Source organism: Acidobacteriota bacterium, assembly GCA_016196035.1.
Classification (GTDB): domain Bacteria; phylum Acidobacteriota; class Blastocatellia; order RBC074; family RBC074; genus JACPYM01.
Map to the genome: position 1 here is coordinate 97,096 of JACPYM010000020.1, position 21,989 is coordinate 119,084.

General features: G+C 54.2%; 18 protein-coding genes. 12 read left to right on the forward strand and 6 right to left on the reverse strand.

Annotation, left to right across the window (positions count from 1 at the left end; genetic code table 11):
- Positions 1-373: 373 nt before the first annotated feature.
- Positions 374-979, reverse strand: a complete 606-nt coding sequence (locus HY011_06565; GenBank protein MBI3422585.1) for a TerB family tellurite resistance protein — start codon at positions 977-979, stop codon at positions 374-376.
- Positions 980-1,477: 498 nt separating this feature from the next.
- Entirely contained in the window at positions 1,478-2,599 is a 1,122-nt protein-coding gene (locus HY011_06570) for a DUF1611 domain-containing protein (GenBank protein MBI3422586.1), read from the reverse strand.
- Here HY011_06570 and tgt point away from each other — a divergent pair.
- From tgt to HY011_06630, 12 genes are all read left to right on the forward strand, one after another.
- Complete coding sequence (gene tgt, locus HY011_06575) at positions 2,549-3,832, forward strand: tRNA guanosine(34) transglycosylase Tgt (protein ID MBI3422587.1); 1,284 nt, start codon at positions 2,549-2,551, stop codon at positions 3,830-3,832. The genes HY011_06570 and tgt overlap by 51 nt on opposite strands.
- Positions 3,833-3,944: 112 nt before the next feature.
- On the forward strand, positions 3,945-4,280 hold the full coding sequence (gene yajC / locus HY011_06580; protein MBI3422588.1) for a preprotein translocase subunit YajC: 336 nt from the start codon (positions 3,945-3,947) through the stop codon (positions 4,278-4,280).
- 68 nt (positions 4,281-4,348) lie between these two features.
- Positions 4,349-5,989 carry a protein translocase subunit SecD gene (gene secD, locus HY011_06585; GenBank protein MBI3422589.1) on the forward strand — a complete coding sequence of 547 codons (1,641 nt, stop codon included), beginning with the start codon at positions 4,349-4,351 and terminating at the stop codon, positions 5,987-5,989.
- An 85-nt stretch (positions 5,990-6,074) separates the two neighbouring features.
- On the forward strand, positions 6,075-7,451 hold the full coding sequence (gene secF, locus HY011_06590; protein MBI3422590.1) for a protein translocase subunit SecF: 1,377 nt from the start codon (positions 6,075-6,077) through the stop codon (positions 7,449-7,451).
- A 491-nt stretch (positions 7,452-7,942) separates the two neighbouring features.
- Entirely contained in the window at positions 7,943-8,713 is a 771-nt protein-coding gene (locus HY011_06595) for an energy transducer TonB (protein ID MBI3422591.1), read from the forward strand.
- 153 nt (positions 8,714-8,866) lie between these two features.
- Positions 8,867-9,619 carry a MotA/TolQ/ExbB proton channel family protein gene (locus tag HY011_06600; GenBank protein ID MBI3422592.1) on the forward strand — a complete coding sequence of 251 codons (753 nt, stop codon included), beginning with the start codon at positions 8,867-8,869 and terminating at the stop codon, positions 9,617-9,619.
- Between the two features lie 176 nt (positions 9,620-9,795).
- Positions 9,796-10,242, forward strand: coding sequence for a biopolymer transporter ExbD (locus HY011_06605; protein MBI3422593.1), 447 nt, complete (start codon positions 9,796-9,798; stop codon positions 10,240-10,242).
- Positions 10,243-10,281: 39 nt separating this feature from the next.
- Complete coding sequence (locus HY011_06610) at positions 10,282-10,710, forward strand: biopolymer transporter ExbD (GenBank protein ID MBI3422594.1); 429 nt, start codon at positions 10,282-10,284, stop codon at positions 10,708-10,710.
- A 127-nt stretch (positions 10,711-10,837) separates the two neighbouring features.
- Positions 10,838-11,695 carry a hypothetical protein gene (locus tag HY011_06615; GenBank protein MBI3422595.1) on the forward strand — a complete coding sequence of 286 codons (858 nt, stop codon included), beginning with the start codon at positions 10,838-10,840 and terminating at the stop codon, positions 11,693-11,695.
- A 292-nt stretch (positions 11,696-11,987) separates the two neighbouring features.
- Positions 11,988-14,465 carry a DNA gyrase subunit A gene (gene gyrA, locus HY011_06620; GenBank protein MBI3422596.1) on the forward strand — a complete coding sequence of 826 codons (2,478 nt, stop codon included), beginning with the start codon at positions 11,988-11,990 and terminating at the stop codon, positions 14,463-14,465.
- An 86-nt stretch (positions 14,466-14,551) separates the two neighbouring features.
- Positions 14,552-15,373, forward strand: coding sequence for a tetratricopeptide repeat protein (locus tag HY011_06625; protein ID MBI3422597.1), 822 nt, complete (start codon positions 14,552-14,554; stop codon positions 15,371-15,373).
- A 193-nt stretch (positions 15,374-15,566) separates the two neighbouring features.
- Positions 15,567-16,064, forward strand: coding sequence for an RNA chaperone Hfq (locus HY011_06630; protein MBI3422598.1), 498 nt, complete (start codon positions 15,567-15,569; stop codon positions 16,062-16,064).
- Positions 16,065-16,140: 76 nt separating this feature from the next.
- Here HY011_06630 and purH read toward each other — a convergent pair whose 3' ends face one another.
- Genes purH through HY011_06650 form a run of 4 tightly spaced genes read right to left on the reverse strand, consistent with a single transcriptional unit; the run spans position 16,141 to position 21,961 of the window.
- Positions 16,141-17,823, reverse strand: coding sequence for a bifunctional phosphoribosylaminoimidazolecarboxamide formyltransferase/IMP cyclohydrolase (purH, locus tag HY011_06635; protein ID MBI3422599.1), 1,683 nt, complete (start codon positions 17,821-17,823; stop codon positions 16,141-16,143).
- Between the two features lie 53 nt (positions 17,824-17,876).
- Positions 17,877-19,223, reverse strand: a complete 1,347-nt coding sequence (locus HY011_06640; GenBank protein MBI3422600.1) for a sigma-54-dependent Fis family transcriptional regulator — start codon at positions 19,221-19,223, stop codon at positions 17,877-17,879.
- Positions 19,224-19,233: 10 nt separating this feature from the next.
- Positions 19,234-20,190: a TIGR01777 family protein gene (locus HY011_06645; GenBank protein MBI3422601.1), complete on the reverse strand. Its 957-nt coding sequence runs from the start codon at positions 20,188-20,190 to the stop codon at positions 19,234-19,236.
- Entirely contained in the window at positions 20,180-21,961 is a 1,782-nt protein-coding gene (locus tag HY011_06650) for a HAMP domain-containing protein (protein MBI3422602.1), read from the reverse strand. The genes HY011_06645 and HY011_06650 overlap by 11 nt, the downstream gene beginning before the upstream one ends.
- Between the last annotated feature and the right edge of the window lie 28 nt (positions 21,962-21,989).

Consider the following 21,989-nt stretch of genomic DNA (forward strand, 5'->3'; position numbering starts at 1 on the left):
TTCCTCCGGCAGGAAGACGTCCGTCGCCGAGACCGCACGCTGGAAGCGATGCGTACCCAGGGAGCGCCTCCTGGCCCTGATTTCAAAGGACTTTTATTCGCACAGGCTTCAAGTAATTGAAGGGAGTGCGTAATTCAGCAAATTCCGCATCCGGCTCCGGAGGAGCCAAATGTTTATAGAACCCGCGTGGTGATCGCGCCCAAGCTCAGGAGGAACGGTATGTGTCAGATGTCGCTTCTCCGGAGCTTGGGAAGCACTGCCTACCGAAACTATAAACAGGCCGCGCCGCTGGCGCTAAAAGCCCTAAAAAGAAAACGCGCTGGCTTGCACTCACGCAAACCAGCGCGTTGTTTTACGGTTACCAAGTGCGCGCCTATTCGGCCAACACCTGCTCGACGGCCTCAGCACGATCTTTGGAAAGCTCGTTGGTGATGCGTTCCAACGTTTTGCGTTCGGCGTTGGACACCGAACCGAAGCCCAGAAAACCGCCGGAAGCCTCGGCAATGCGCGAACAGTAGCTGAGCAAATCCTGCCGTGCATCAACCTGCTGATTCGGGGGCAACGCCGCCACGAAGATGCGGATGGCGCGCAATGTATTCTCAAAAAGTTCTGCGGGTGGTTGCGTGGTCAGCCATTCATTAAGTTGCAAATGAGCCTTGCTCTCGGGTTGCACGCCGCGCGTGTAGGCGAGTTGCGTAATCAACTCACGCTCTTCATCGCTGATGTCCCCCGAAGCCCAGGCCACCTGGAGGAGCGGCACCAAATGCAGCAATTGCACCGTCTCGGGTGTGTAGCCTAATTCCTGTAAGGCTTCGATAACCTCTTCATCGTGGATGCCGGTGGCCTCTTCCATCTGCGCGCGCAGCGATTCGTCGGCCAGCTTGGCGTGCATTTTTTCAATCAACTCGCGCTCTTTGCGCAAGAAATACTCTTCTTCCATACCGCGCTCGCGTTCAGCGAAAATATCTTTGGTGGACATGGTGACTCCTCTTACGTTCGGTTTCTTTCTGCCAATCTCAAGATGAAAAATGACTGGGTGAATTGAAGCAAAGTTCCCCGCATTGCACAAGCCAACGCCAATTTGATTTCCTAGCTTGACGGGTGCGATTGAAAGCAGGACTGAAAATCAGTCCGTTCCTTGACGCCGCTTTTGCCAGTATGCTTCCCATTCGCCGTTCGCTCACTTGACCCGCAGCGCGGGCATCTTTTCAGCATTCTCTTCTTTCCACCACGCACCGGCACGTTTGAGCCGCGCTTGGATCACAGAACGGTGCGCGCTTTCGATCCGATTGGCAAGTTGCGGTCATCCAAATGCTCGCGCTGGCTGCTCGGTTCGCGCATTTGCTCTTTGTAGGCGGGCACGCGCGGTTTGCCGGCAAGGCCAAGGCTGCCGGTTCGAGGTGGACGACCAGGTTAAGCAAGAGTTGTTTCAAGGCCTGTGGCGTAGCGTCAGAGCTTGGCGTGGCTGGTTGATTCATCAGAGCAGCGCGCGCACGGCGGCAACCAGTTTGTCGCAACCGCCTTTCAGCAACACATCAGTGACGGGCCGTTGATAGGTAGTTTCGTAGTCGGTAATGGTCGCTTGAACTTCCGCTTCGGTCATTCCTTCGTGGTTGATGGTCAGCGCGAGCACGGGCTTTTGCGCGAGTAATTCCAGGATTTGGATTTCGCGGTCGAGGCTGCTGAGCGGATAGTTTTCAAACCCGTCATAAAACTTGCGCGCCGGGGCATGTTGCAGAATCACGCCGTCCACGCGGCCTGCCGCAATTAGCTCGAAGCCGCCGGGATAGGCGGGGTGGGCGATGCTGCCTTGGCCTTCGAGCAGGATCACTTGCGGGCGCTCATTCATCCACGCTTGATAGATTGCATTTTCGATCTCGCCGGTGACGAAATCATTGATGAGCGCATCGAGCATAAGGCCATATTTCACGCCCTGCATCCACGAGGTTTGCCCGGTGCCGATCAGTTCGCTCTTGATGCCCGTGTCGTTGAGCGCCTGATTGAGCCGCACGGCGGTGGTGCGTTTGCCGATGGCCGAATCGGTGCCGAGCACGGCGAGTTTGAGAGCTTTGACTTCGGCGATCTTGCCGCTGAAAAAATGCAGTTGCGCACGCGGCGGCGGGCGGCGAATGTCGCGAATTTGCACGTTGTACTGGCGCGCGAGGGCCTGGAATTCGGAGTCTTCGGAAAGGAATTCGTGCAAGCCGCTGTCAATGTGCAGGCCTTGCTCAAGGGCGCGTTTGAGGGTGCGGCGCGCTTCTTTGGGCAAGCGTCCGCCGTCGGGGGCAAGGCCGATTACCAGATAGCGGGGTTTCATCATCGTGCGGGCCAATGCCTCGTCCAGACTGGCGTATATGGGGATTTGCTTGAGCTTGTTTTCGAGCACGCCGCCGGCATCGTAGCCCGCGTGGCGGCTGTCAATGACGCCCATGACCAGATAGCGGGAAGTATGGCGCACCAGCCCGTTCGCCGTTTTGCCGTTGGGTGTGCCGAAGGCGCCTTCGCAGTAAATGAGTGCTGTGCCGTCCATAATTTTCTGAAAAATTGAATGCGTTTGATTGTGCGCGGCAGCATAACAGCGCCGCCAAATTTCAGCCATAGCGATTCGCCAGAGTTAAGAAGCCTGCTATGCTTGCGGCTCTTTCAAAACCTGGCAGACGTATTCGCAGAGGATTTAGAACCGGTGGAACATCTTTCTTTTGAAGTCATCCAAACAGACAACCAATCGCAAGCCCGGCTGGGCCGCCTTGTCACGGCGCATAGCGTAATCGAAACACCGGTTTTCATGCCGGTGGGCACGCAGGGGACGGTCAAGGCGTTGACGCAGGAGATGCTGGAACAATTGGATGCGCGGATCATCCTGGGCAACACCTATCATCTGTTTTTGCGGCCTGGGCTGGAGGCGCTGCTGGCTTTGGGCGGCTTGCATAAATTCAATGCGTGGCCGCGCTCGTTGCTGACCGACAGTGGCGGCTTTCAGGTCTTCAGCCTGAGCGACATTCGCAAGCTCAAAGAAGAGGGCGTGGAATTTCGCTCGCATCTGGACGGCTCGAAACAGTTCCTCTCGCCCGAAATCTCAATGCGGATGCAACACGCTTTGGGGTCAGACATTGTGATGTGTTTTGACGAGTGCACGCCGTATCCATCAACGCATGAACAAGTGCGCCAGTCGCTGGAATTGACTTCGCGCTGGGCGGCGCGTTCGCGGGCAGAGTTTGATCGGCTGAAAAATACGCCGGCTTCGAGCGGTCAGGCGATGTCGCTGTTTGGCATTGTGCAGGGCGGCGTCTTTCAGGATTTGCGGCGGCAGAGTTTGGATGAATTGGTCGGGATTGGCTTTGAAGGCTACGCCATCGGCGGCTTGAGTGTGGGGGAAGAGAAGTCGCTGATGTATGACACGACCGAGTTCATTGCGCCGCAGATGCCAGTGGACAAGCCGCGCTATCTGATGGGCGTCGGCACGCCCGAAGATTTGGTCGAATCGGTGGCGCGCGGCGTAGATATGTTTGATTGCGTAATGCCCACGCGGAATGCCCGCAACGGCCAGGTCTTTACGGCAATGGGCAAAGTGAACATCAAGAACGCCAGGTATGCGCGCGACGAGCGGCCCCTGGATGAAGAGTGCGTGTGCGCTGTTTGCGGTCGTTATTCACGCGCCTATGTGCGGCACCTTTATCAAGCCGGTGAGATTTTGGCGAGCATTTTATGCTCCTATCACAACTTGGCCTTCTTCCTTGACACGATGCGGTGCGTGCGGCAAGCTATCGCGCTTGATGGGTTCGCTCAATTCCGCACAAGCTTCCTAGCAAAATTACAAAGCGGTGCCGATTGAAAAATCGCGGCCCCATTGCGTCTTTTGCGTCTGGCCGGAGCGACAGGTGAGCGGCTCTTGACGACGACGCAAGACAATCAAATCTTTTAGCAAAGGTAAACCCGCCCCAGTGATGTCATCAACTTTCACTTTGTTCTTGTTGCAGACACAAGGCGGCGCAGGCAGTTTTCTTTTTAGCCTGTTGCCGATGGCCTTGATCTTTGTGCTGTTCTACTTCCTGATTCTAGGGCCGCAGCGCAAGCGACAGAAGCAGATGCAGGAATTGCTGGATGGCTTGAAGGTCGGCGATCAGGTGGTGCTGAATGGCGGCTTGACCGGAGTCGTTACACAGTTTTTGGAGGACAAACGCTATGTGCAGTTGCGCATTTGCGAGAGTCCGGCGGTGCGGGTTAAGGTTTTGCGCAGTGCGATTGCCGAACGCTTGCCCGAATCGGCAGAGAAAAAATAGTTTTTTTGCAGTTGGAAATTTTGGCTGCTTGCGAAAGCGCGTAGCGGCAACAGTACGGTGGTAAAGCTATGAATAAGAATCTTCGTACACGCGGTATCGTGATCGGTTTGGTCGCGTTCTTCTCTTTACTGATGATGTTTGGGCCGTGGAATCGTCCCAAAGAGGCTGGCAAACTCAAAGCTAGCGATTTCATCAAGCTGAAACAGAACCTGGGCGAAAACATCAAACTCGGCCTCGACCTCAAAGGCGGCACGCATTTGGTGTTGCAGGTGCAAACCGATGACGCCCTCAAAGCGTTGACTGAGGGTAATCAGGCCAAGGCGGTTGAAATCCTGAAGAAGGAGAACATCGTCTATAAGGATGTCAAAGCGCCAACCATCGGCCAAGTCGTCGTTGAGACAGAAAACACGAACGATCATGACAAGATCAAAGACAAATTGCAGACTGATTTCACCTCAGACTGGGAAGTCCGCACGAATGCCAGTCCCGCCAGTGTAACTTTCAACTTGAAGACTTCGGCGGCAGACATCATTCGCAAACAAGTGACCGACCAAGAGAAAACGATTATTGAGCAACGCATCAATGCGTTTGGTGTCGCCGAGCCGACCATCCAACTGCATGGGAGTGAGGAAGACCATCAAATCCTCGTCCAAATGCCGGGTTTGGATAATCCTGATCGCGTGAAGGAACTCATCAAGGGCCAATCCAAGCTTGAATTGAAAGCCGTCGTCGGCACTCTTTATAAAACGAAGGAAGAAGCCGAAGCTGCGATAGCTGGCGCGACCGACAAGGAAGCGGTGGAGATCAACGAGAAGCGTAACGACGGGTCGAGTGCAATGAATGGCTGGTATGTGGTGGAAAAAATCCCGATCGTTTCCGGCATAGACTTGCGCAACGCGCAGGGGGTGCCGAATGGGCAGGGGCTGGGCTACAAGGTTAACTTTCAACTCAAGCCCGCCGGGGCCGAAAAATTTGGCACGTGGACAGGTGCGCACATCGGCACTCAACTCGCCATCGTGCTTGATAGCAAGATCAAGAGCGCACCAACCATACAAGGGCAAATCAGTGATAGCGGCGAGATCACCGGCAATTTTACGCAACAGGAAGCCGAAGACTTGGGGTTGACGCTCCGTTCAGGTGCGTTGCCAGCTGGGATCAAGTACCTGGAAGAGCGCACCGTCGGCCCCTCGCTTGGCGCGGATTCGATTCGGCAGGGCATCAATGCCTCGATTTTCGGCTTAGGGTTGGTCATCGTATTTATGTTCTTCTACTACCGCTTCTCAGGCCTGAACGCGGTGGTGGCGCTGGTGCTGAACCTGATTATTTTGCTAGCCGGGCTGGCACTATTTGGAGCGGTGCTGACGTTACCCGGAATTGCTGGTGTGATTCTCTCGATCGGTATGGCAGTTGACTCTAACGTGCTGATCTTTGAGCGCATCCGCGAAGAGTTGAAGGCAGGCAAGATTGTTCATTCGGCGATGTCCACGGGCTTTGACAAGGCGTTGGTGACAATCATTGATACGCACGTGACAACCATCGTGTCTTCGGCGTTTCTCTACTTTTTCGGGACCGGCCCGATTCGCGGCTTTGCCGTCACACTGACTATTAGTTTGCTGGCAAATCTGTTCACGGCGATTTATGTGTCGCGCTCGATGTTCCTCTGGACGCTCAATCGTGGCGGACGCAAGGCCGAGAGTATCAGTATTTAATTTTGCCCGGACTTGGTGTGGAAGCGGAAGCTCGCCAGTGGTGGCTTCCGCTCGCTGAACCAGCGGGATTTATACAGGTGAAATTATGATTGAGATTTTTAAGCACGCGAACTATGACTTTCTGGGGAAGAAGTACCTTTTCATCGGCCTTTCTTGGGTCCTGATTTTGGCTGGGCTGACTTCAGTGCTGTATCGCACCTTCGATAGCAACAAGAGTAACTTCGCCTTCAATATGGGCGTGGACTTTGCGGGTGGCACACTGACCAAGGTCAAATTCAAAGACAAGCCCGACCTCAACAAGTTGCGCGCGGCAGTCGCGGCACAGGGGATCGAAGCTTCGCAGATCACGCTGCAAGCGGTGGGCGAGGGGATCGGCCAAGCACCAAAAAACGAAGTGTTCGTGCGCTTGCCCAACTTGGTGACGGTTGTGCGTCAGCCGGGCCAATCCGAAACGTCTGCCAAGGCGACCTCAGACACAGATGTCGGCAAACAGAAAGTCATTGCGGCACTGGCGACCTTCAACGACTCTTCGACCAAGGGCAAGATTGACCTAAATAATATCGGCAGAGACGTGTTGCGTAGCGAATTGAACGCGAAGGCCGGGCTGGATTCCACTCGTGCTGACGATGTCGCTAATCGCATTATCGAATACCGCGACAAACAACGTGGCGGTTTGATCGCCAGTCTTGACGAGGTCAAAAGCCTGAACGGCATTGAGCCGCAAGTTAGCAGCAAACTGGCGGACAACTTCTTCACGGGCGCTTCGGCGTCGAGAGGCACCGAAGCCGTCTCGCCGCAAGTTGGCGCCGATCTGCGCAACCGCGCTGTTTACGTGACGATTGTCGCCTGCATGGGGATGTTGATATTTGTCGCCTTCCGCTTCAAATCCTGGGGCTTTGGCGTCGGTGCCATCATTGCGGTTTTCCATGACGTGTTGGTGACGTTGGGAATCTTCTCGATCATGCAGTGGGAAATCAATCTTACGGTGGTGGCAGCCCTGCTCACACTGGTGGGGTATTCGATGAATGACACGATCGTGATTTTTGATCGTATCCGCGAAATGACGCGTACTAGGCGGCGTGAAAGCCTGGAAAAGGTCTCCAATGACGCGATCAATCAAACGCTGTCCAGGACGATTATCACCTCTGGGCTGACGTTCCTGACCGTGTTGGCGATGTTGCTGTTTGGCGGGGAGGTGTTGAAGAGTTTCTCTTGGGCTTTGTTTATTGGCATTATCATCGGCACCTACTCGTCAATATATATCGCCAGCCCTTTTATGATCTGGTGGGAAAAATGGCGTGGCGGCAAGAGCGCAGCGCCAACGGCTGCGGCAGTCAATACCTCCGCCGATACGATCAAAACAGGTGCGACCATTGGCAATGCTGGTGTGAGACCGGAGATGTTGGCGGCGGCAGGCGTTTCCATCGCGCCTCGCAAAGGCAGTAAGCGCGGGCAGAAATGAGTATCGGGTTCAAAATGCCAGTTGAAGAAAAGTCTTCAACTGGCATTTTAGTTATCAAAATCACCAGTGGATGTCTTGACTTGAATACAACCCGATAGTAGACTCCCTTGCGTTGCTGACCCATCACAATCGTAGTATTCACTTTTAGAACATGCAGGAAGAGTTCCTTGGTTGATTGCCTATAGCATTTCGGGCGAGCGACTTTCTGGATAAGTCGAGTTTGCTATCCCACGAAGCCTGCTTATCCGATTCGCCAAAGTTTCACTTTGTCAGTAACGATGCTATAGGATGGTGCTAGGGTCTGGTTGTTGAATCACTTCTTTCATTAACAGTCTCAAAATCTGGTTTTGCTGATTTCTATTTAACTGGGTAACTTGTACCTTGTTTGCGCTTCGTCTAGCTTTGTCTGGATGGTAGTTTGAGGCGTAGCATCTGGCAAATTTATCCTATTTGATCTATCGGCTTTGCAGTAAACGGAGGGTTACTAAGCTATGTTTGATAGCTTACCTGAATCGTCAAAGCATACGCAGGATAACACCCGTACTAGCAAGTTTTTTCTAGTGACGGGTCTGATTTATGCTGTGGTTTTGCTGGTAGGTGGAATTGCCTCGATTCTATATTTGAATCCGAGTTTGGCGGATGCGCTGGATGTTTCCACGATGCTTGCGCCGCCGCCACCGCCTGCTGCTCCACCACCACCTGCGGCACAACAAGTTATCGTTAAAAACACGCCGGCGCCGACAACTTTTACGCCGCCCACCAAACCACCGGAGAAAATTCCTGATCCTACAACTGTGGTGTCACGCCCCGTGGTAGCGGTATCGCAGGGTGTGCCAGGTGGTGTACCAGGGGGCCAGCCGGGTGGTGTACCAGGTGGTGTAGCCGGGGGAAAAGGTGATGCAGACCCGCCGCCGCCGCCGCCTCCTCCTCCTCCCAAGCCGACCCCAGAGGCGACTCCAAAACCTGAGCCGCCCAAGCAAATCAAGGTTTCAGGCGGTGTGTTACAAGGCAGCGCATTGAATAAAGTGCAGCCGACTTATCCGCCTATCGCAAAGGCTGCGCGCGCATCAGGTGCGGTACAGGTGCAAGTGACGATTTCTGAGGAGGGGCGTGTAATTGAAGCCAGTGTCGTCAATGGACACCCATTGCTGCGAGAAGCTGCGCTCCAGGCAGCTAGGCAATGGCGGTTCAAGCCGACCGAGCTTTCAGGTGTGCCAGTGAAGGTGCAAGGTGTACTGACTTTTAACTTCACGCTGCAATAAATTGTTTGCAAATTGTAGTCGGAAGTCATTGCCGGGCGGGAACAAATTTGTTCGTTTTGAGTCTACAGCGGGTAACTTAATTATCCGTTGGTTTACCGGTCAACCCTGGTTGACTATTGAAAATAGTTATCAGATCTGGAGGATTTCGACATCATGATTTTGCTTAGCCAAATTTGGTTAGCAGTTGCTCCTTTCGCGTTGGCGCTTTTGGCTGAAAGTGCCGACGCCCAGGCCCTTGATTTTTCACTGATGGGCATGATCCGTCACTTGGGCGGTGTGGCCTTGGGCGTTGTGGTCATCTTATTGATTATGTCTATCTGGTCAATTGCGATCATGGTCGAGCGATTTTTGACCTACAACTCCGCGAAGAATCAATCCCGCGAATTTGCCCCGAAGGTCGCCGCGTCGCTTAAGAACGCGAAGATTGACGAGGCGATTAGCTTGTCCGAGAAGTATAAAAAGAGTCACTTGGCGATGGTGCTCAATGCGGGCTTACAGGAATTTCGCGCCCACCAGCTTTCATCCGAGATTTCGGGTGAGGTTGTTGACGCCTCGAAACGTGCCTTGCAACGCGCCACTGCGATCAAGGTTGCTGAATTCAAGCGTGGCCTGTCAGGCTTGGCAACCATTGGTTCAACCGCGCCGTTCGTGGGACTCTTTGGTACAGTGTTTGGGATTATCAACGCCTTCCAAGGTATGCGTAGCGCCGAATCTGCCGGTATCTCGGCGGTGGCGGGTGGTATTGCCGAAGCGCTTTTCACCACTGCTTTTGGCTTGCTGGTGGCTGTGCCAGCCGTGTGGTTGTTCAATTATTTTGTCAGCAAAGTGGACAACTTTGTGGTGGAGATGGATAACTCTTCGGCTGAGCTTGTTGACTACTTTTTGAAGCAGAGAGCAAAACGGTAACATCCTGGATCAAGTCGAAACCTCCTGATACATGGAGGGGTAAGTGGCTTTTTTCGTGGTTACCCCTCCGTTAAGTTGGTTGCGCTGTCTGGAAATTTTCTATCCCAATCGCGAGCAACATAAGCTTTTGATTTGTAAGTGTGTTGTAAGTGTGTTGTAAGTGTGGAGGTTAATGTATGGGGATGTCAGCTAGTGGTGCTACCAAGGTAGAGTCGGATATCAACGTTACGCCAATGGTGGATATTATGTTGGTATTGCTGATTATCTTTATGGTTGTTACGCCGCTGTTACAATCCGGTGTCACAGTTATTTTACCGCGCGGGAAAAATCCTGTCGAAGACGCAAATATCACGAAAGATACGGCGGTGGTTATTTCTGTGCCGGAGCCTGGTTTCTTTTACGTCGGGCGCGATCCCATTCCTGGTTCAGACATGCCGAAATTGATTAGTACGATCAAGACGAGAATGGATCAACTCAAACCGAGCGATCCGCATGTGGTTTATATCAAGGGCGGGAACAATGTGCCCTATGGTGAAATCGTCAAGGTTGTTAATGCCATTCGTGACGCTGGGTTCGATCAGCTTGGCTTGGTTTCGGATAAAAAGAAAGTCGGCGAAGAGTAATTCATTTTTCAGTTTTCTTGTTAAAAAGGAGAAACAGTTATGGCAATGGGTGGCGGTGGAACTGGCGCAACACCATACATCAACGTAACACCTTTGATTGATGTGCTGTTAGTATTGCTGATTATCTTTATGGTCATCAGCCCGCAAAAGCCGCACCGCTTTGAGACCAAGGTGCCAGAAAAACCGCCTGAAGATCAAAAAGATTCGCCACCAGACCCGTTGAGTTTGTTGGTCACGATTCCCAAAACAGGTGGCGGTTACAAATTGAATCAGCAGGAAGCCAAAACCTTGCAAGAGTTGCAAGATCAGCTTTTCAAGGCGTTGAACGGCCGCCCCAATGATCGTAAAGCGGTATTTATCAAGGGACCTATCGGGTTGCCTTATGGTGAGGTCGTCAAAGTCATTGACGTGGTCACTGCGGCTGGGGCAGCGCCAATCGGCCTACAGATCGAAGATTTGGAACAGTAATTATCCTAGTAGTAGCAGTACACATTGCTGTAATAACTTTTTCGGCAAGCTTGCTGCCATTATTGATTGCCGGCGTCACGCTGGTTAATGCCTAAAATATTCTTGCACAGGGAGAATTCCGAAGACTATGAGAGTTTTCCGCACTTCCATATCGGCACTTGGTTTGACGCTGGTCGTGGCTGGGACGATGTTGACCTCGGGTTGTGAGTTTGCCAAGAAGGTAATCGCTAAGGACAAACTGAACCAGGGAACCATTGTTTACAATCAAGGCAAAACAAAAGACGCTAAACAGTATTTCAAAGAAGCAACCGAGTTGATCCCGGCCAATTCAGTGGCTTGGTTGTATTACGGTTCGGCGTTGTACAAGGATTTTCAGAACGCCGCTGGCGAAGATAAAAAGAAACTGGGTGAGGAAGTGCTGGGGATTTTTAAGAAAGCACTTGAACTTGCGCCGCCCAACGATTGCAAAATTCGTGATAGTGCAATCGGTTATATCGCCAATACTTACTCTGATCTCGAAGACGCTAATAATAATCGCGAGTGGTTATTAAAGCGTGCTGAAGGTGAGTGTGCCACGAAGGAAATTAAGGCATCCACGTTCTATTCCGTGGGGGTTAAGTACTGGCAATGTTCCTACGATCAAACGACTCGCTACCAGGACAAAGCTCAAGCAGCGACAGCCCCTTTTCATTACCGTAACATGGATTACCCCGCTGCCTTGCCTGATAAAGACAAAGCCTTGAAATGTGTAGATGAATCTATGGGGTATCTGGAAAAGGCAATTGCACAGGATGCAGAGTACTTTGACGCATATTTTTACAAAGCCTTGGTGTATCGTGAAAAGCAGAAGCTGACGAAGGAAGAGCCAAAGCGTAAAGAATATGCGGATATGGCTGAAAAGATCACCAAGCAAGCCGTCGAATTGCAAAAGAAAAAAGAAGCTCAGAAAAAGGCTGAAGAAGAGGCTAAAGCTAAACAAGGATAAAGCCGCCCCATCTCGCATGCATAAAACAGTTAGCGTTTAACTTAAAAGTTGCGCTAGCTGTTTTATTTTTTGGCAGTTTAATGAGCGGTTGCCTTGTTTAAGCGAGCTTTGCCAAGTACAATAATCCCCGCGCTGACAGCATTTAACAAAATAATGACAATGAAATAATCGCTCCTTGCTGTGAGGCTGGAATCCCTGTCGTCCGGCCTGTGCTAATAAGCAACGTCGCGCTTCGTTGAAGCCAGATATCCTCCAAAACCTAAGCAAGAGCAAGCGGAGTAACTAATCAAGCATGGACAACCCACAACGAACTGCTATCAACATTGAAGATGAAATGCGGCGTAGTTATCTTGACTATGCCATGTCCGTCATTATTGGCCGGGCGTTGCCTGACGTGCGGGATGGTCTGAAACCAGTGCATAGACGCATTCTTTACTCAATGAATGAGAAAGGATTGCTGCATAACAAGCCGTTCAAGAAATCGGCCAATGTCGTCGGTGATGTGCTCGGCGCTTATCACCCACACGGTGACACGGCGGTTTACGACACGATGGTGCGCATGGCGCAGGACTTTTCCATGCGCTACCCCCTCATTGACGGGCAAGGGAACTGGGGCAGTTTGGATGGCGATGCAGCAGCGGCTTACCGCTATACCGAGGCACGCCTGACCCGCATCGCGTCTGAATTGCTGGCGGACATCGAAAAGGAAACCGTCAAGTTCGTTCCCAATTACGACGAATCGCGCCAAGAGCCGACTGTGCTGCCGACGCGCTTCCCGAACCTGCTGGTGAATGGTTCTGATGGTATAGCAGTCGGCATGGCGACTAAAATTCCGCCGCACAATCTGGGCGAGATCATTGAGGCTACGGTTCACCTGATTCAAAACCCCAAAGCGACAGCGGCTGATTTGATGAAGATTATCCCCGGCCCTGACTTTCCCACGGGCGGGTTCATTTATGGGCGTGAGGGAATCAAGCAGGCTTACGAGACTGGACGCGGCGTGATGCAGGTGCGCGCACGGGCGGCGATTGACAAGATCGGGCGCGGCGCACAGGAACGTGATGCCATTGTCATCACCGAAATTCCGTTTCAGGTCAATAAGGCCAAACTGATCGAACAAATCGCCGATTTGGTTAATGAAAAGCGTGTTGACGGTATCTCTGAAATTCGTGATGAAACCGACCGCGAAAGCACGGCGGCCAAAAAAGTCCGTATCGTCATCGAACTTAAACGTGATGCCGTGCCGCAAATCATTCTGAACAAGTTGTATAAGCTGACGCAGATGCAAACCTCGTTCGGCATGATCAATCTGGCCATCGTCAATGGCCAGCCGCGCGTGCTCAGTCTGCTCGAAACACTCAATGAATTCGTCGCCTTTCGCCGTGAGGTTGTGCGCAATCGCACGCTCTATGAACTGAAAAAAGCCAAGGCGCGCGCGCATATTTTGGAAGGGCTGATCAAGGCGATTGACATCATTGACCAGATCATCAAACTGATCCGCGCTTCGCAAACCACCGAAGAGGCGAAATCCGGGCTGATCAAGCAGTTTGGCTTTTCCGAAATTCAGGCGCAGGCGATTCTTGACATGCAGTTGCGGCGTTTGGCTGCGCTTGAAAAGAAGAAGTTGGTGGATGAATACGAAGAAGTCATCAAAGTAATTGCCGAACTCGAAGAAATCCTCAACAACGAACGGTCGCTGCGCAGCGTCATCATCAAAGAATTGCGCGCTGTCCAAAAGGATTATTCCGATGAGCGCCGTACTAACATCGTTGATAGCGGTGTTGAATTAACTCTGGAAGACCTCATCGCGAACGAAGATGTGGTCATCACGTTGACGCATTCCGGTTACGTCAAACGTACTCCGGTGACGACCTATCGCGCACAACGCCGCGGCGGCACTGGCCGCAAGGGAATGAGCACGCGCTCTGAAGACGTCGTCTCGCACATCTTTGTTGCCTCGACGCACAGTTACTTGATGGTCTTCACTTCCCAGGGGCAGGTCTACAAATTGAAGGTGCACGAGATCCCCGATGCCCAGGCCGCCGGACGCGGTAAGGCGATGGTCAATCTGATCAATTTGCCATCCAGCGAGAAAATCGCCGGCGTCGTTCCTGTGCGCGATTTTGCCGAAGGCCAGTTCGTCGTGATGGTCACCCGCAAGGGCGTCATCAAAAAGACCGAGCTTTCCGAATTCGCCAATATTCGCTCCAACGGCATCATTGCGATTGGCGTGGATCCGGGTGACGAATTGATGAAGGTGGAGATGACCGACGGCAAGATGAAAATCTTCCTGGCCACTTACGAAGGCATGGCGATCTGTTTTGACGAAGACGACGTGCGCGATATGGGTCGCCAGGCGCGTGGCGTGCGCGGTATCAATCTGCGTGATGAAGATTATGTTGTTGGTGTCTGTGCCGTTACTGGCGATGAGCAAATGCTCTCGGTCACCAGCAACGGTTTCGGCAAACAGACGGCGTTGCGCGAATATCGCGTCACTGGGCGCGGGGGCAAAGGCGTCATCAATATCAAGACGACCGATAAAAACGGCAAGGTGATCGCCGTGATGCCGGTGAACAAAGAGAGTGGCGTGCTGATCATCACTTCGCAAGGCAAGCTTATTCGCATCGAGGCCGAACAAATCCGCGCCACCGGACGCAGCGCCCAGGGCGTCAAATTGATTGATACTTCCAGTGGTGATTTGGTCGCCAGCGCTTCATTGGTCGAACGCCAAAGCGGTCAATTGGCGGAAGATGTGATGGAGACAGCCTGAAAGCGGCAGCCGACAACAAATCATTCAACGCACGTGCAATGATTTCTCGAGACGGTCAGGCAAGTGGCAGCAGAGGGCGCGGCAGATTGTTGAGAGACAGCCTGCTCGCTCTGGCTTGCCTGTGTTTGCTCTTTTCGTTAGCTTGTCGCAAGCGTGGCACCGCCCTGCTGGAACAGGCACAACAGGCTTGGGATGGGAATGATTACGCGACAGCGGCGGCGCGCTACGAAGACTTCCTGCGGGATAATCCGCGCGATCCGCAAGCCGCGCAGGCACGGTTCAAAGCCGCCAACATCTACCTATATAACCTGAAGCGACAGGAACTGGCGATTCAGCACTACATTCACCTGATTGAGGATTTTCCGAAGGCGCCCGAAATTCCGCAGGCGCGGCAACGGTTAGCCGAAAGTTATGCCGCCGCCAAAAAACCGCGGGAAGCGATCATGGAGTATGAAAACCTGCTTCAGACCGCCCCAGGTTTTGCCGATAAGCGGCGTACTCGCTTGAATGTGGCAGACCTTTATTATGATCTAAACGAATTAGGCCAAGCGCTGGCCGAATATCAAAAAGTCATTGTCCAGGCACCTTATGACGAGTTGACGGAACGCGCCCAAATGCGCGTGGGTGGCATACACCTCATCCGCGATGAATTTGAGGAAGCCATTGCCGCTTACCAAATCGTCACCCAGCATACGCAGGATGCGGGGTTGCGCCGGATGGCCCGTTACGGATTGACTGACAGTTACGAACGTACCTACAAATACAACGAAGCCGTGAAAATCCTGGAAGGCACAGAGCCTGATCCCAAAACACCCGATTACATCAAACAGCGCGTCGCTTCTATCCGCGAATTAGAGCGCCAGCGTAACTTAACCGGGCCTGCCGGTTCACTTTCAAAACGCAGGTGATTGCCTGTTTTTTTGCCACGCAATCCCCCAAATTATTGAGGCTGCCCTTGCAATACGTCCACTGAGACCCTAGATTATGACCATTCCTTTGTGACCAAATTACGGAGCAACGTGGTCACTTCTCACGGACTATACGGGAGCAGTAATATGCTAAACCGCTCAGGTTTGGCGCACCTCATTTTTAGGAGCAAATATGGTTGCATTCAAAGGCCGTCGTCCGATGGGCGGCGGTGGCGGCGGCGGAAGGCCGTTTGGTGGTGGTGGTAGCGGCGGCGGCGGTAGCCGGCCGTTTGGTGGTGGCAGCGGCAAGCCATTTGGTGGCGGCGGTAAGTTTGGCAAGAAGCCGAAATTCCGCAAACCCTTCAAAAAGAAACTCAAGCGAAAACCGGAAGTGGCTGCTCCAGCAATGGATCAGACTGGTTTAGAGGCCCTATACCTCAAGACGTTGATGGAAGAGGAAACGCCGATTGTCGTGGTGCTGACCTCGGGCGAGAAGATCAAGGGCCTGGTGAAGTACTACGACAAAGACACCTTCAGTTTTGGACCTTCGGATGGAAGTCCCAAACTTTTCGTGCGCAAGGATGGCGTCAAGTACCTTTACGAGGAACCCTTGGAAGAGGTTGCGGAGGCTGAAGCCGAAGAGGTTGAGGACGACGAAGAAATCGAAGAAGACGAAGCTTTGGTCGCCTAACAACGTTACGGCCTGTGCGGATCGCTCGCGCACAGGCCGTTTAGTTTCTCCAGCCCGCTTCGAGTTACAAACACCCTCAGTGCTTGAAGTGGCGCATTCCAGTAAACACCATCGCTAAGCCGTGTTCATTGGCTGCCTCAATGGATTCTTTGTCCCGCATTGATCCACCTGGCTGAATCACGGCGGTGATTCCATGTTTCGCGGCTTCGTCAATGCCGTCGCGGAAAGGGAAAAATGCATCGGAAGCCAGCACGCTGCCGGGCAGGTCGAGTTGTGCTTTGGCCGCCCCAAAGCGCACCGAATCCACCCGTGACATCTGCCCCGCACCCGCGCCAATCAATTGCCCCTCTTTAGCATAGACAATCGCGTTTGATTTGACGTACTTGCAGATGGCCCAGGCGAAATGCAGCGCGCGCAATTCAGCGGGCGTCGGCTTGCGCTCGCTGACAATCTCAAACTTCTCCTCATCTAGCAGTTCAGCATCCTTTTCCTGCACCAATACACCGCCGCTGATTTTACGGAATTCGAGCGCCTGTGGATTGCTCGTCACTTCGCCCATGCGCAAGACGCGCAAGTTTTTCTTTGCAGCCAGCACCGCGCGTGCTCCCTCGGTGAATTCGGGCGCGATGATGACCTCGGCGAACATCTCCGCGATTTCCTTTGCCGCCGCTTCGTCCACGAAGTTCGTGAAGGCAATGATGCCGCCGAAGGCCGACACTGGGTCAGTGGCTTTGGCTTTATTGAACGCTTCCAATGGCGTTCCCGCCACGCCGACGCCGCAGGGGTTGGTGTGCTTGATGATCGCGCAAGCGTGCGGCAATTTGCCCAAATCAGTCGCGCCTTTGGAACGCGCTTCACGCAGAAACATACGCTTCAGTTCCATCACCAATTCCCACGCGCCATCGCTGTCAATCAGGTTGTTGTAGGAAAGCTCTTTGCCCTGCAACCGTTCGGCATTTGCCACACCCTTTTCGCCGCTGCCCGCAATGCGATAGAGCTTGGCGCGCTGATGCGGGTTCTCGCCGTAGCGCAAACCCGCCAGCGTTTGCAAATCCAATTCGATTTCATCCGGCAATTCCGTTTGCGCTTTGCCCTCCACGCCCAACGCCAAATCCAGATTGCCCGCCTGCCGCGTCCACAAGAAGCGCGCAATCTCTTTGTCATAACTGGCCGTATGCCGGAACGCCGTCAGTGCCAATTGATAACGAATGTTCAACGGCAACGCGCCGTGATGTGCATCGAGCAAAGCCGCAATCATCGCGTAATCGCCCGGATCAACGACCACGGCCACATCGTGATGATTCTTGGCCGCCGAACGAATCATTGCCGGGCCGCCGATGTCTATGTTCTCGATGGCTTCTTCCAACGCGACGTTGGGTTTTTGAATCGTCTGGCGAAACGGATAGAGATTGATCACGACTAGGTCAATCGGCTGGATGCCGTGTTCAGCCATCTTCGCCTGATGCTCGGCGTTGTCGCGAATGCCCAGAATGCCGCCGTGGACTTTGGGATGCAGCGTCTTGACGCGTCCATCCAGCATTTCGGGGAAACCGGTCAAGTCGCTGACATCGCGGACGGTCAGCCCCGCTTCGCGCAACAGCTTGGCGGTGCCGCCGGTCGAGACGAGTTCGATGTTGTGTTTGACCAGCGTTTGCGCGAATTCGGCGAGGCCGGTTTTGTCAGAAACGCTGATGAGTGCACGTTTGATTGGTTTTAGGGATTGCTCTTGCACGCTGAATGCTCCTGATTGTTGTGGCATGGCGCGAAGGCCGCGTTACGACGCGCCTTGGCTATGCTCGCGAATGAAATGGATTATTGCCCGTAGCGTTTGAGTTTACGGTAAAGCGTCGAAAGGTCAATGCCGAGTAATTCCGCCGCGCGCGTCTTGTCATCGTGTTCGCGTTCAAGCGTGTCGAGGATGTAGCGGCGCTCCAATTCCTCCAGCGTCAGCGTCTGCCCATTCAAATCACGAATCGCCAACGAAGTGGCTTGTATCTTGTGCGGCAGGTGCGCCAGTTCAATGCGTTCGTCACTGAGTGCCACGGCGCGTTCGATAGCGTTTTGCAATTCGCGCACGTTGCCGCGCCAGTCGTAGTTAATGAGCGCCTGCAAGGCTGTGTCGCTCAGCGTACGCGTTTGCACGCCGAGTTCGCGGGAATACTTGGCGATAAAGTGGCGCGCCAGCAGTGGGATGTCTTCGCGGCGTTCGCGCAAGGATGGCAGCGTGAGGCTGAACACGCTGATGCGGTAATAGAGATCGTCGCGAAAACGGTGCGCGGCGCTCTCTTCTTCCAGGTTGCGATTGGTGGCCGCGACCAGGCGCGCGTCGAAGGGCACGGGTTTCGTCGCGCCGAGCGGTAGCACTTCGCGTTCTTGTAGCGCGCGCAGCAGCTTGACCTGCAACGCAGGCGGCATCTCGCCGATTTCATCCAAAAACAGCGTCCCGCCATCCGCCGCTTTTAGCAGGCCGATCTTGTTCGTATGCGCACCTGTGAATGCGCCTTTGACGTAGCCGAAGAGTTCGGATTCGAGCAAGTTTTCGGGCAGCGCGCCGCAGTTGATGGCGACGAACGGCCCGTCAGCGCGGGCTGAATTGTAATGCAGCGCGCGGGCGATCAACTCTTTGCCGGTGCCCGATTCGCCCTGAATCAACACGCTGCCAGGGACGTTGGCGATCTTTTCGATCAGTTTGAAAATCTCGGCCAGCGCGTCCGAACGTCCGATGATTTGCTCAAAGTTGTATTTCTGTTTGAGTTCGCGGCGCAGCGAGCGGTTCTCGCGGAACAGTTCGCTTTGCCGCAGCGCATTACGCGCCGCTTGCAGGATGTCTTCGTTGATGAAGGGTTTGGTGATGTAATCGTAAGCGCCCTTGCGCAAGGCGGCGATGGCAGTTTCGACCGACGAATAAGCCGTGATCATGATGACCAGCGCATCGGGGTCGAGTTGTTTGATGCGGTCGAGCAGTTCTATGCCATCCATCTGGCCAAGGGTGATGTCGCTGATGGTGAGCGCGGGCGCTTCGGCGGCAAACAATTCCAGCGCCTGTTCGCCGCTGCTGGCCGTGAGTACGCGATAGCCGGCGTTGCTGAACAGGTCAGCCAGGATGGTGCGCATCAGGTCTTCGTCTTCGGCAATGAGAATGGAAGGTTGCTGGTTCATCGGGTTGCCATCATCGTGTTACAAGCAGTGGTTCAGACGCGGCGTGATTGACGAGGTCGTGCACCGCTGCAGGCCAATCGGTAAAGTTGAATTGGAAACCGGATTCTAACAGGCGGCGCGGCACGACGCGGCGACTTTTCAGCAACAGTTCCGTTTCGGTGCGCAGGAAAAATGCGCCCAGTTCCAGCATCCATTCTGTTGCGGGCAAGCCGATGGGCTGGTGGCAGGTTTGGCGAAACGCGCGCATGAATTCGTGATTGGGCAGCGGATTGGGCGCGGCCAGATTGAATGCGCCAGACAACTCTTCGTGTTCGAGCAGCCAGACGATGGCGCGGGCGAAATCTGCGCTATGAATCCAACTGACGTATTGCGCGCCGCTGCCTAAGGTGCCGCCGAGTCCGAAGCGCACCAAGCGCTGAAACGCCTCGAACGGGCCGCCCTGTCCGTCGCCGAAGACGATGGCCGTGCGCAACGCGACTTTGCGCGTGTGCGGTGTTTGAGCTTCAGCAAAAGCCCGCTCCCACTGCTGACAAACATCCACGGAAAAGCCCGTGCCGATGTCGCCCGTGCTTTCATCCATTGCGCGGTCGCGGGCGTCGCGGTAAATGGTCGCCGAACTGGCATTGAGCCAGACGCGGGGTGGCTGGGCGCATTGCGCGATGGCTGTGTCAATGGCGGCGGTCGAACGCAAGCGCGAAGCATAGATCGCGCGCCGATTCGTCGCGTTATAGCGGCAATTGACGCTGCGCCCGGCGAGGTTGATGACGGCGGCGGCGCCTTCCAGTTCTTTTGCCCAAGCGCCCAATGTTGTGCCGTCCCATACGACTTGCTGCGCGGGGAAAGGGCTTGGTTGCGGCGTGCGCGTCAGCACGACGATTTCATAGCCGCGCGCGGTTAGGGATTCCGCCAGAAGGCGCCCCAGGAAGCCGGTGCCGCCGGGGATGACGATGCGTTTGTCAGCTTGCATGACTTGGCTCCTTTTCAAGCTTGGGGACAAGGGTGGGGAAGGCGAGGGAAAAGACGCTGCCATCCGGTTGCGACACCACGCTGATACGCCCGCCGTGCGCCGTCACGATGCTGTGACTCACTGCCAAGCCCAGACCCGTGCCTTGGCCTTTCGGTTTGGTGGAAAAGAACGGATCGAAGATGCGTTCCAGGTTTTCCGTCGGAATGCCGCTACCATTGTCAGCAATTTCGGCGCACACCTCGTTGTCATCGCGGCGGCACGTCGTAATGCTGATGCATCCGGCGGATGTACTTTCATCAATCGCATCGCGCGCATTGAGCAGCAGATTCAAAAACACTTGCTGCATCCGGTCGGCGTCGAGTTGCAACGGTGGCAGATCACCTGCCAGCGAAGTCGTGACCGTCAGTTGTTTGAAGCGCTTGTCGAAGCGCGCCAGTTCGAGGCTTTTCAAAATCACCTGATTCAAATCGGTCGGTTTCAGTTCCGGCGCTTTGGGGCGCGCGAAATCCATCAGATCGCGCAAGACGCTTGAAATGCGGGTGATTTGCGAGAGGATCAGGCGCAGCGTCTCGCGCTGCTTTTCCTCTGCGGCGCGCGTCAGCAGCGATTGCACCAGCGAGGAGATCGCAGCGAGCGGGTTGTTGACTTCGTGGGCGACGCCGGTGGCGAGCGCGCCTGCCGTCGCCAGCTTTTCGTTGCGCACCATCATTTGGTTGATCGCTTTCAGTCGGGCGATGTCGTCGGCCATCTTGCGGCTCATCGCGTTGAAACTGGCCGCCAGCACACCAAGTTCGTCGTTGGAACTTACGGGCGTTTCAGCGCCGTAATCGCCGCGCGTGACGGCCAGCGCCGTTTCGGTCAATTCGCGCAAGGGGCGCGAGATGATTTTGACGATCAGCAGGATCAGCACCAGTGTCGGCACCAATCCGGCGATGGTGCTGAAAATCAGGAAGCGCTTCCAGCCTGTGACATCCGCGCCAAAACTCCACAACGCGATGGGCACCTGACATAGAAAGAAACCGAGCAAGCCCGTCAGTGTTACCGCTAGTGCAACTTTATAAGCCAGCGGAAAGAGACGCAGTTGATCGAGCGTAGTTTGCAGCGAAAACAATTTGAAATTTGAGATCGCATAAGCATAGATCAAAGAACCTACGACGATAAATAACGATGAAGGTGGCAACAACCGATAAAAGCCCAAGAGCGGCAGCAGGTTCACCGCCAGGATCGTGAGCGTGGAAGTTGCGCCTTTCGCTAGCATCACTGCTCCCAGTTGCTGGCCCCACAAGGTGCCGCGATATTGGCGGCGCTTGCGCGCGAGTTCGGCGAAGCCCACTAGCAACAGGAAAAAGTTGTAGCCGCCAAATACCAACGCCGCTGGTTTCAACGTGATCATGAATTGCCCGGCGCGAAAGCCCGCGAAATCCCAGAGCAGGTTGGTGAACAGCAGCGGCAAGAGAATCAGCAAGGGCAACGCGAACATCCCTACGCGCCGCCAACGCACCTGTCCGTTCTCTGGGAAGACATCGGCAAAGATCAACAGCGCATATTGCAGCGCCAAGCCGATGACGAAGCTGCTCGCCGCCCACCAGTGCCCGTTCGTGTCGGCTTCGTGAAAGCCCCAGAAGGCCAGGTCTTTGACGATCCACAGCACCATCAATCCATTGAAAAACGCGAACGCCCGATTGACGGGGTGATGCGGCGCGGCGACCAGCACATAAAAGCCGAGCGCGATGGTGATGAAGAGGGATAGCAGCAGCGTGACGGTTAGCATCGGCTGGAATGATACCAAAGGCAGCGCG

Excerpts from the sequence above, each read along its gene's own strand:
- HY011_06565 (MBI3422585.1), bottom strand. The coding sequence starts at position 979 with ATGTCCACCAAAGATATTTTCGCTGAACGCGAGCGCGGTATGGAAGAA.
- tgt (MBI3422587.1), top strand. The coding sequence starts at position 2,549 with ATGCGTTTGATTGTGCGCGGCAGCATAACAGCGCCGCCAAATTTCAGC.
- HY011_06570 (MBI3422586.1), bottom strand. The coding sequence starts at position 2,599 with ATGGCTGAAATTTGGCGGCGCTGTTATGCTGCCGCGCACAATCAAACG.
- yajC (MBI3422588.1), top strand. The coding sequence starts at position 3,945 with ATGTCATCAACTTTCACTTTGTTCTTGTTGCAGACACAAGGCGGCGCA.
- secD (MBI3422589.1), top strand. The coding sequence starts at position 4,349 with ATGAATAAGAATCTTCGTACACGCGGTATCGTGATCGGTTTGGTCGCG.
- secF (MBI3422590.1), top strand. The coding sequence starts at position 6,075 with ATGATTGAGATTTTTAAGCACGCGAACTATGACTTTCTGGGGAAGAAG.
- HY011_06595 (MBI3422591.1), top strand. The coding sequence starts at position 7,943 with ATGTTTGATAGCTTACCTGAATCGTCAAAGCATACGCAGGATAACACC.
- HY011_06600 (MBI3422592.1), top strand. The coding sequence starts at position 8,867 with ATGATTTTGCTTAGCCAAATTTGGTTAGCAGTTGCTCCTTTCGCGTTG.
- HY011_06605 (MBI3422593.1), top strand. The coding sequence starts at position 9,796 with ATGGGGATGTCAGCTAGTGGTGCTACCAAGGTAGAGTCGGATATCAAC.
- HY011_06610 (MBI3422594.1), top strand. The coding sequence starts at position 10,282 with ATGGCAATGGGTGGCGGTGGAACTGGCGCAACACCATACATCAACGTA.
- HY011_06615 (MBI3422595.1), top strand. The coding sequence starts at position 10,838 with ATGAGAGTTTTCCGCACTTCCATATCGGCACTTGGTTTGACGCTGGTC.
- gyrA (MBI3422596.1), top strand. The coding sequence starts at position 11,988 with ATGGACAACCCACAACGAACTGCTATCAACATTGAAGATGAAATGCGG.
- HY011_06630 (MBI3422598.1), top strand. The coding sequence starts at position 15,567 with ATGGTTGCATTCAAAGGCCGTCGTCCGATGGGCGGCGGTGGCGGCGGC.
- purH (MBI3422599.1), bottom strand. The coding sequence starts at position 17,823 with ATGCCACAACAATCAGGAGCATTCAGCGTGCAAGAGCAATCCCTAAAA.
- HY011_06640 (MBI3422600.1), bottom strand. The coding sequence starts at position 19,223 with ATGAACCAGCAACCTTCCATTCTCATTGCCGAAGACGAAGACCTGATG.
- HY011_06645 (MBI3422601.1), bottom strand. The coding sequence starts at position 20,190 with ATGCAAGCTGACAAACGCATCGTCATCCCCGGCGGCACCGGCTTCCTG.
- HY011_06650 (MBI3422602.1), bottom strand. The coding sequence starts at position 21,961 with ATGCTAACCGTCACGCTGCTGCTATCCCTCTTCATCACCATCGCGCTC.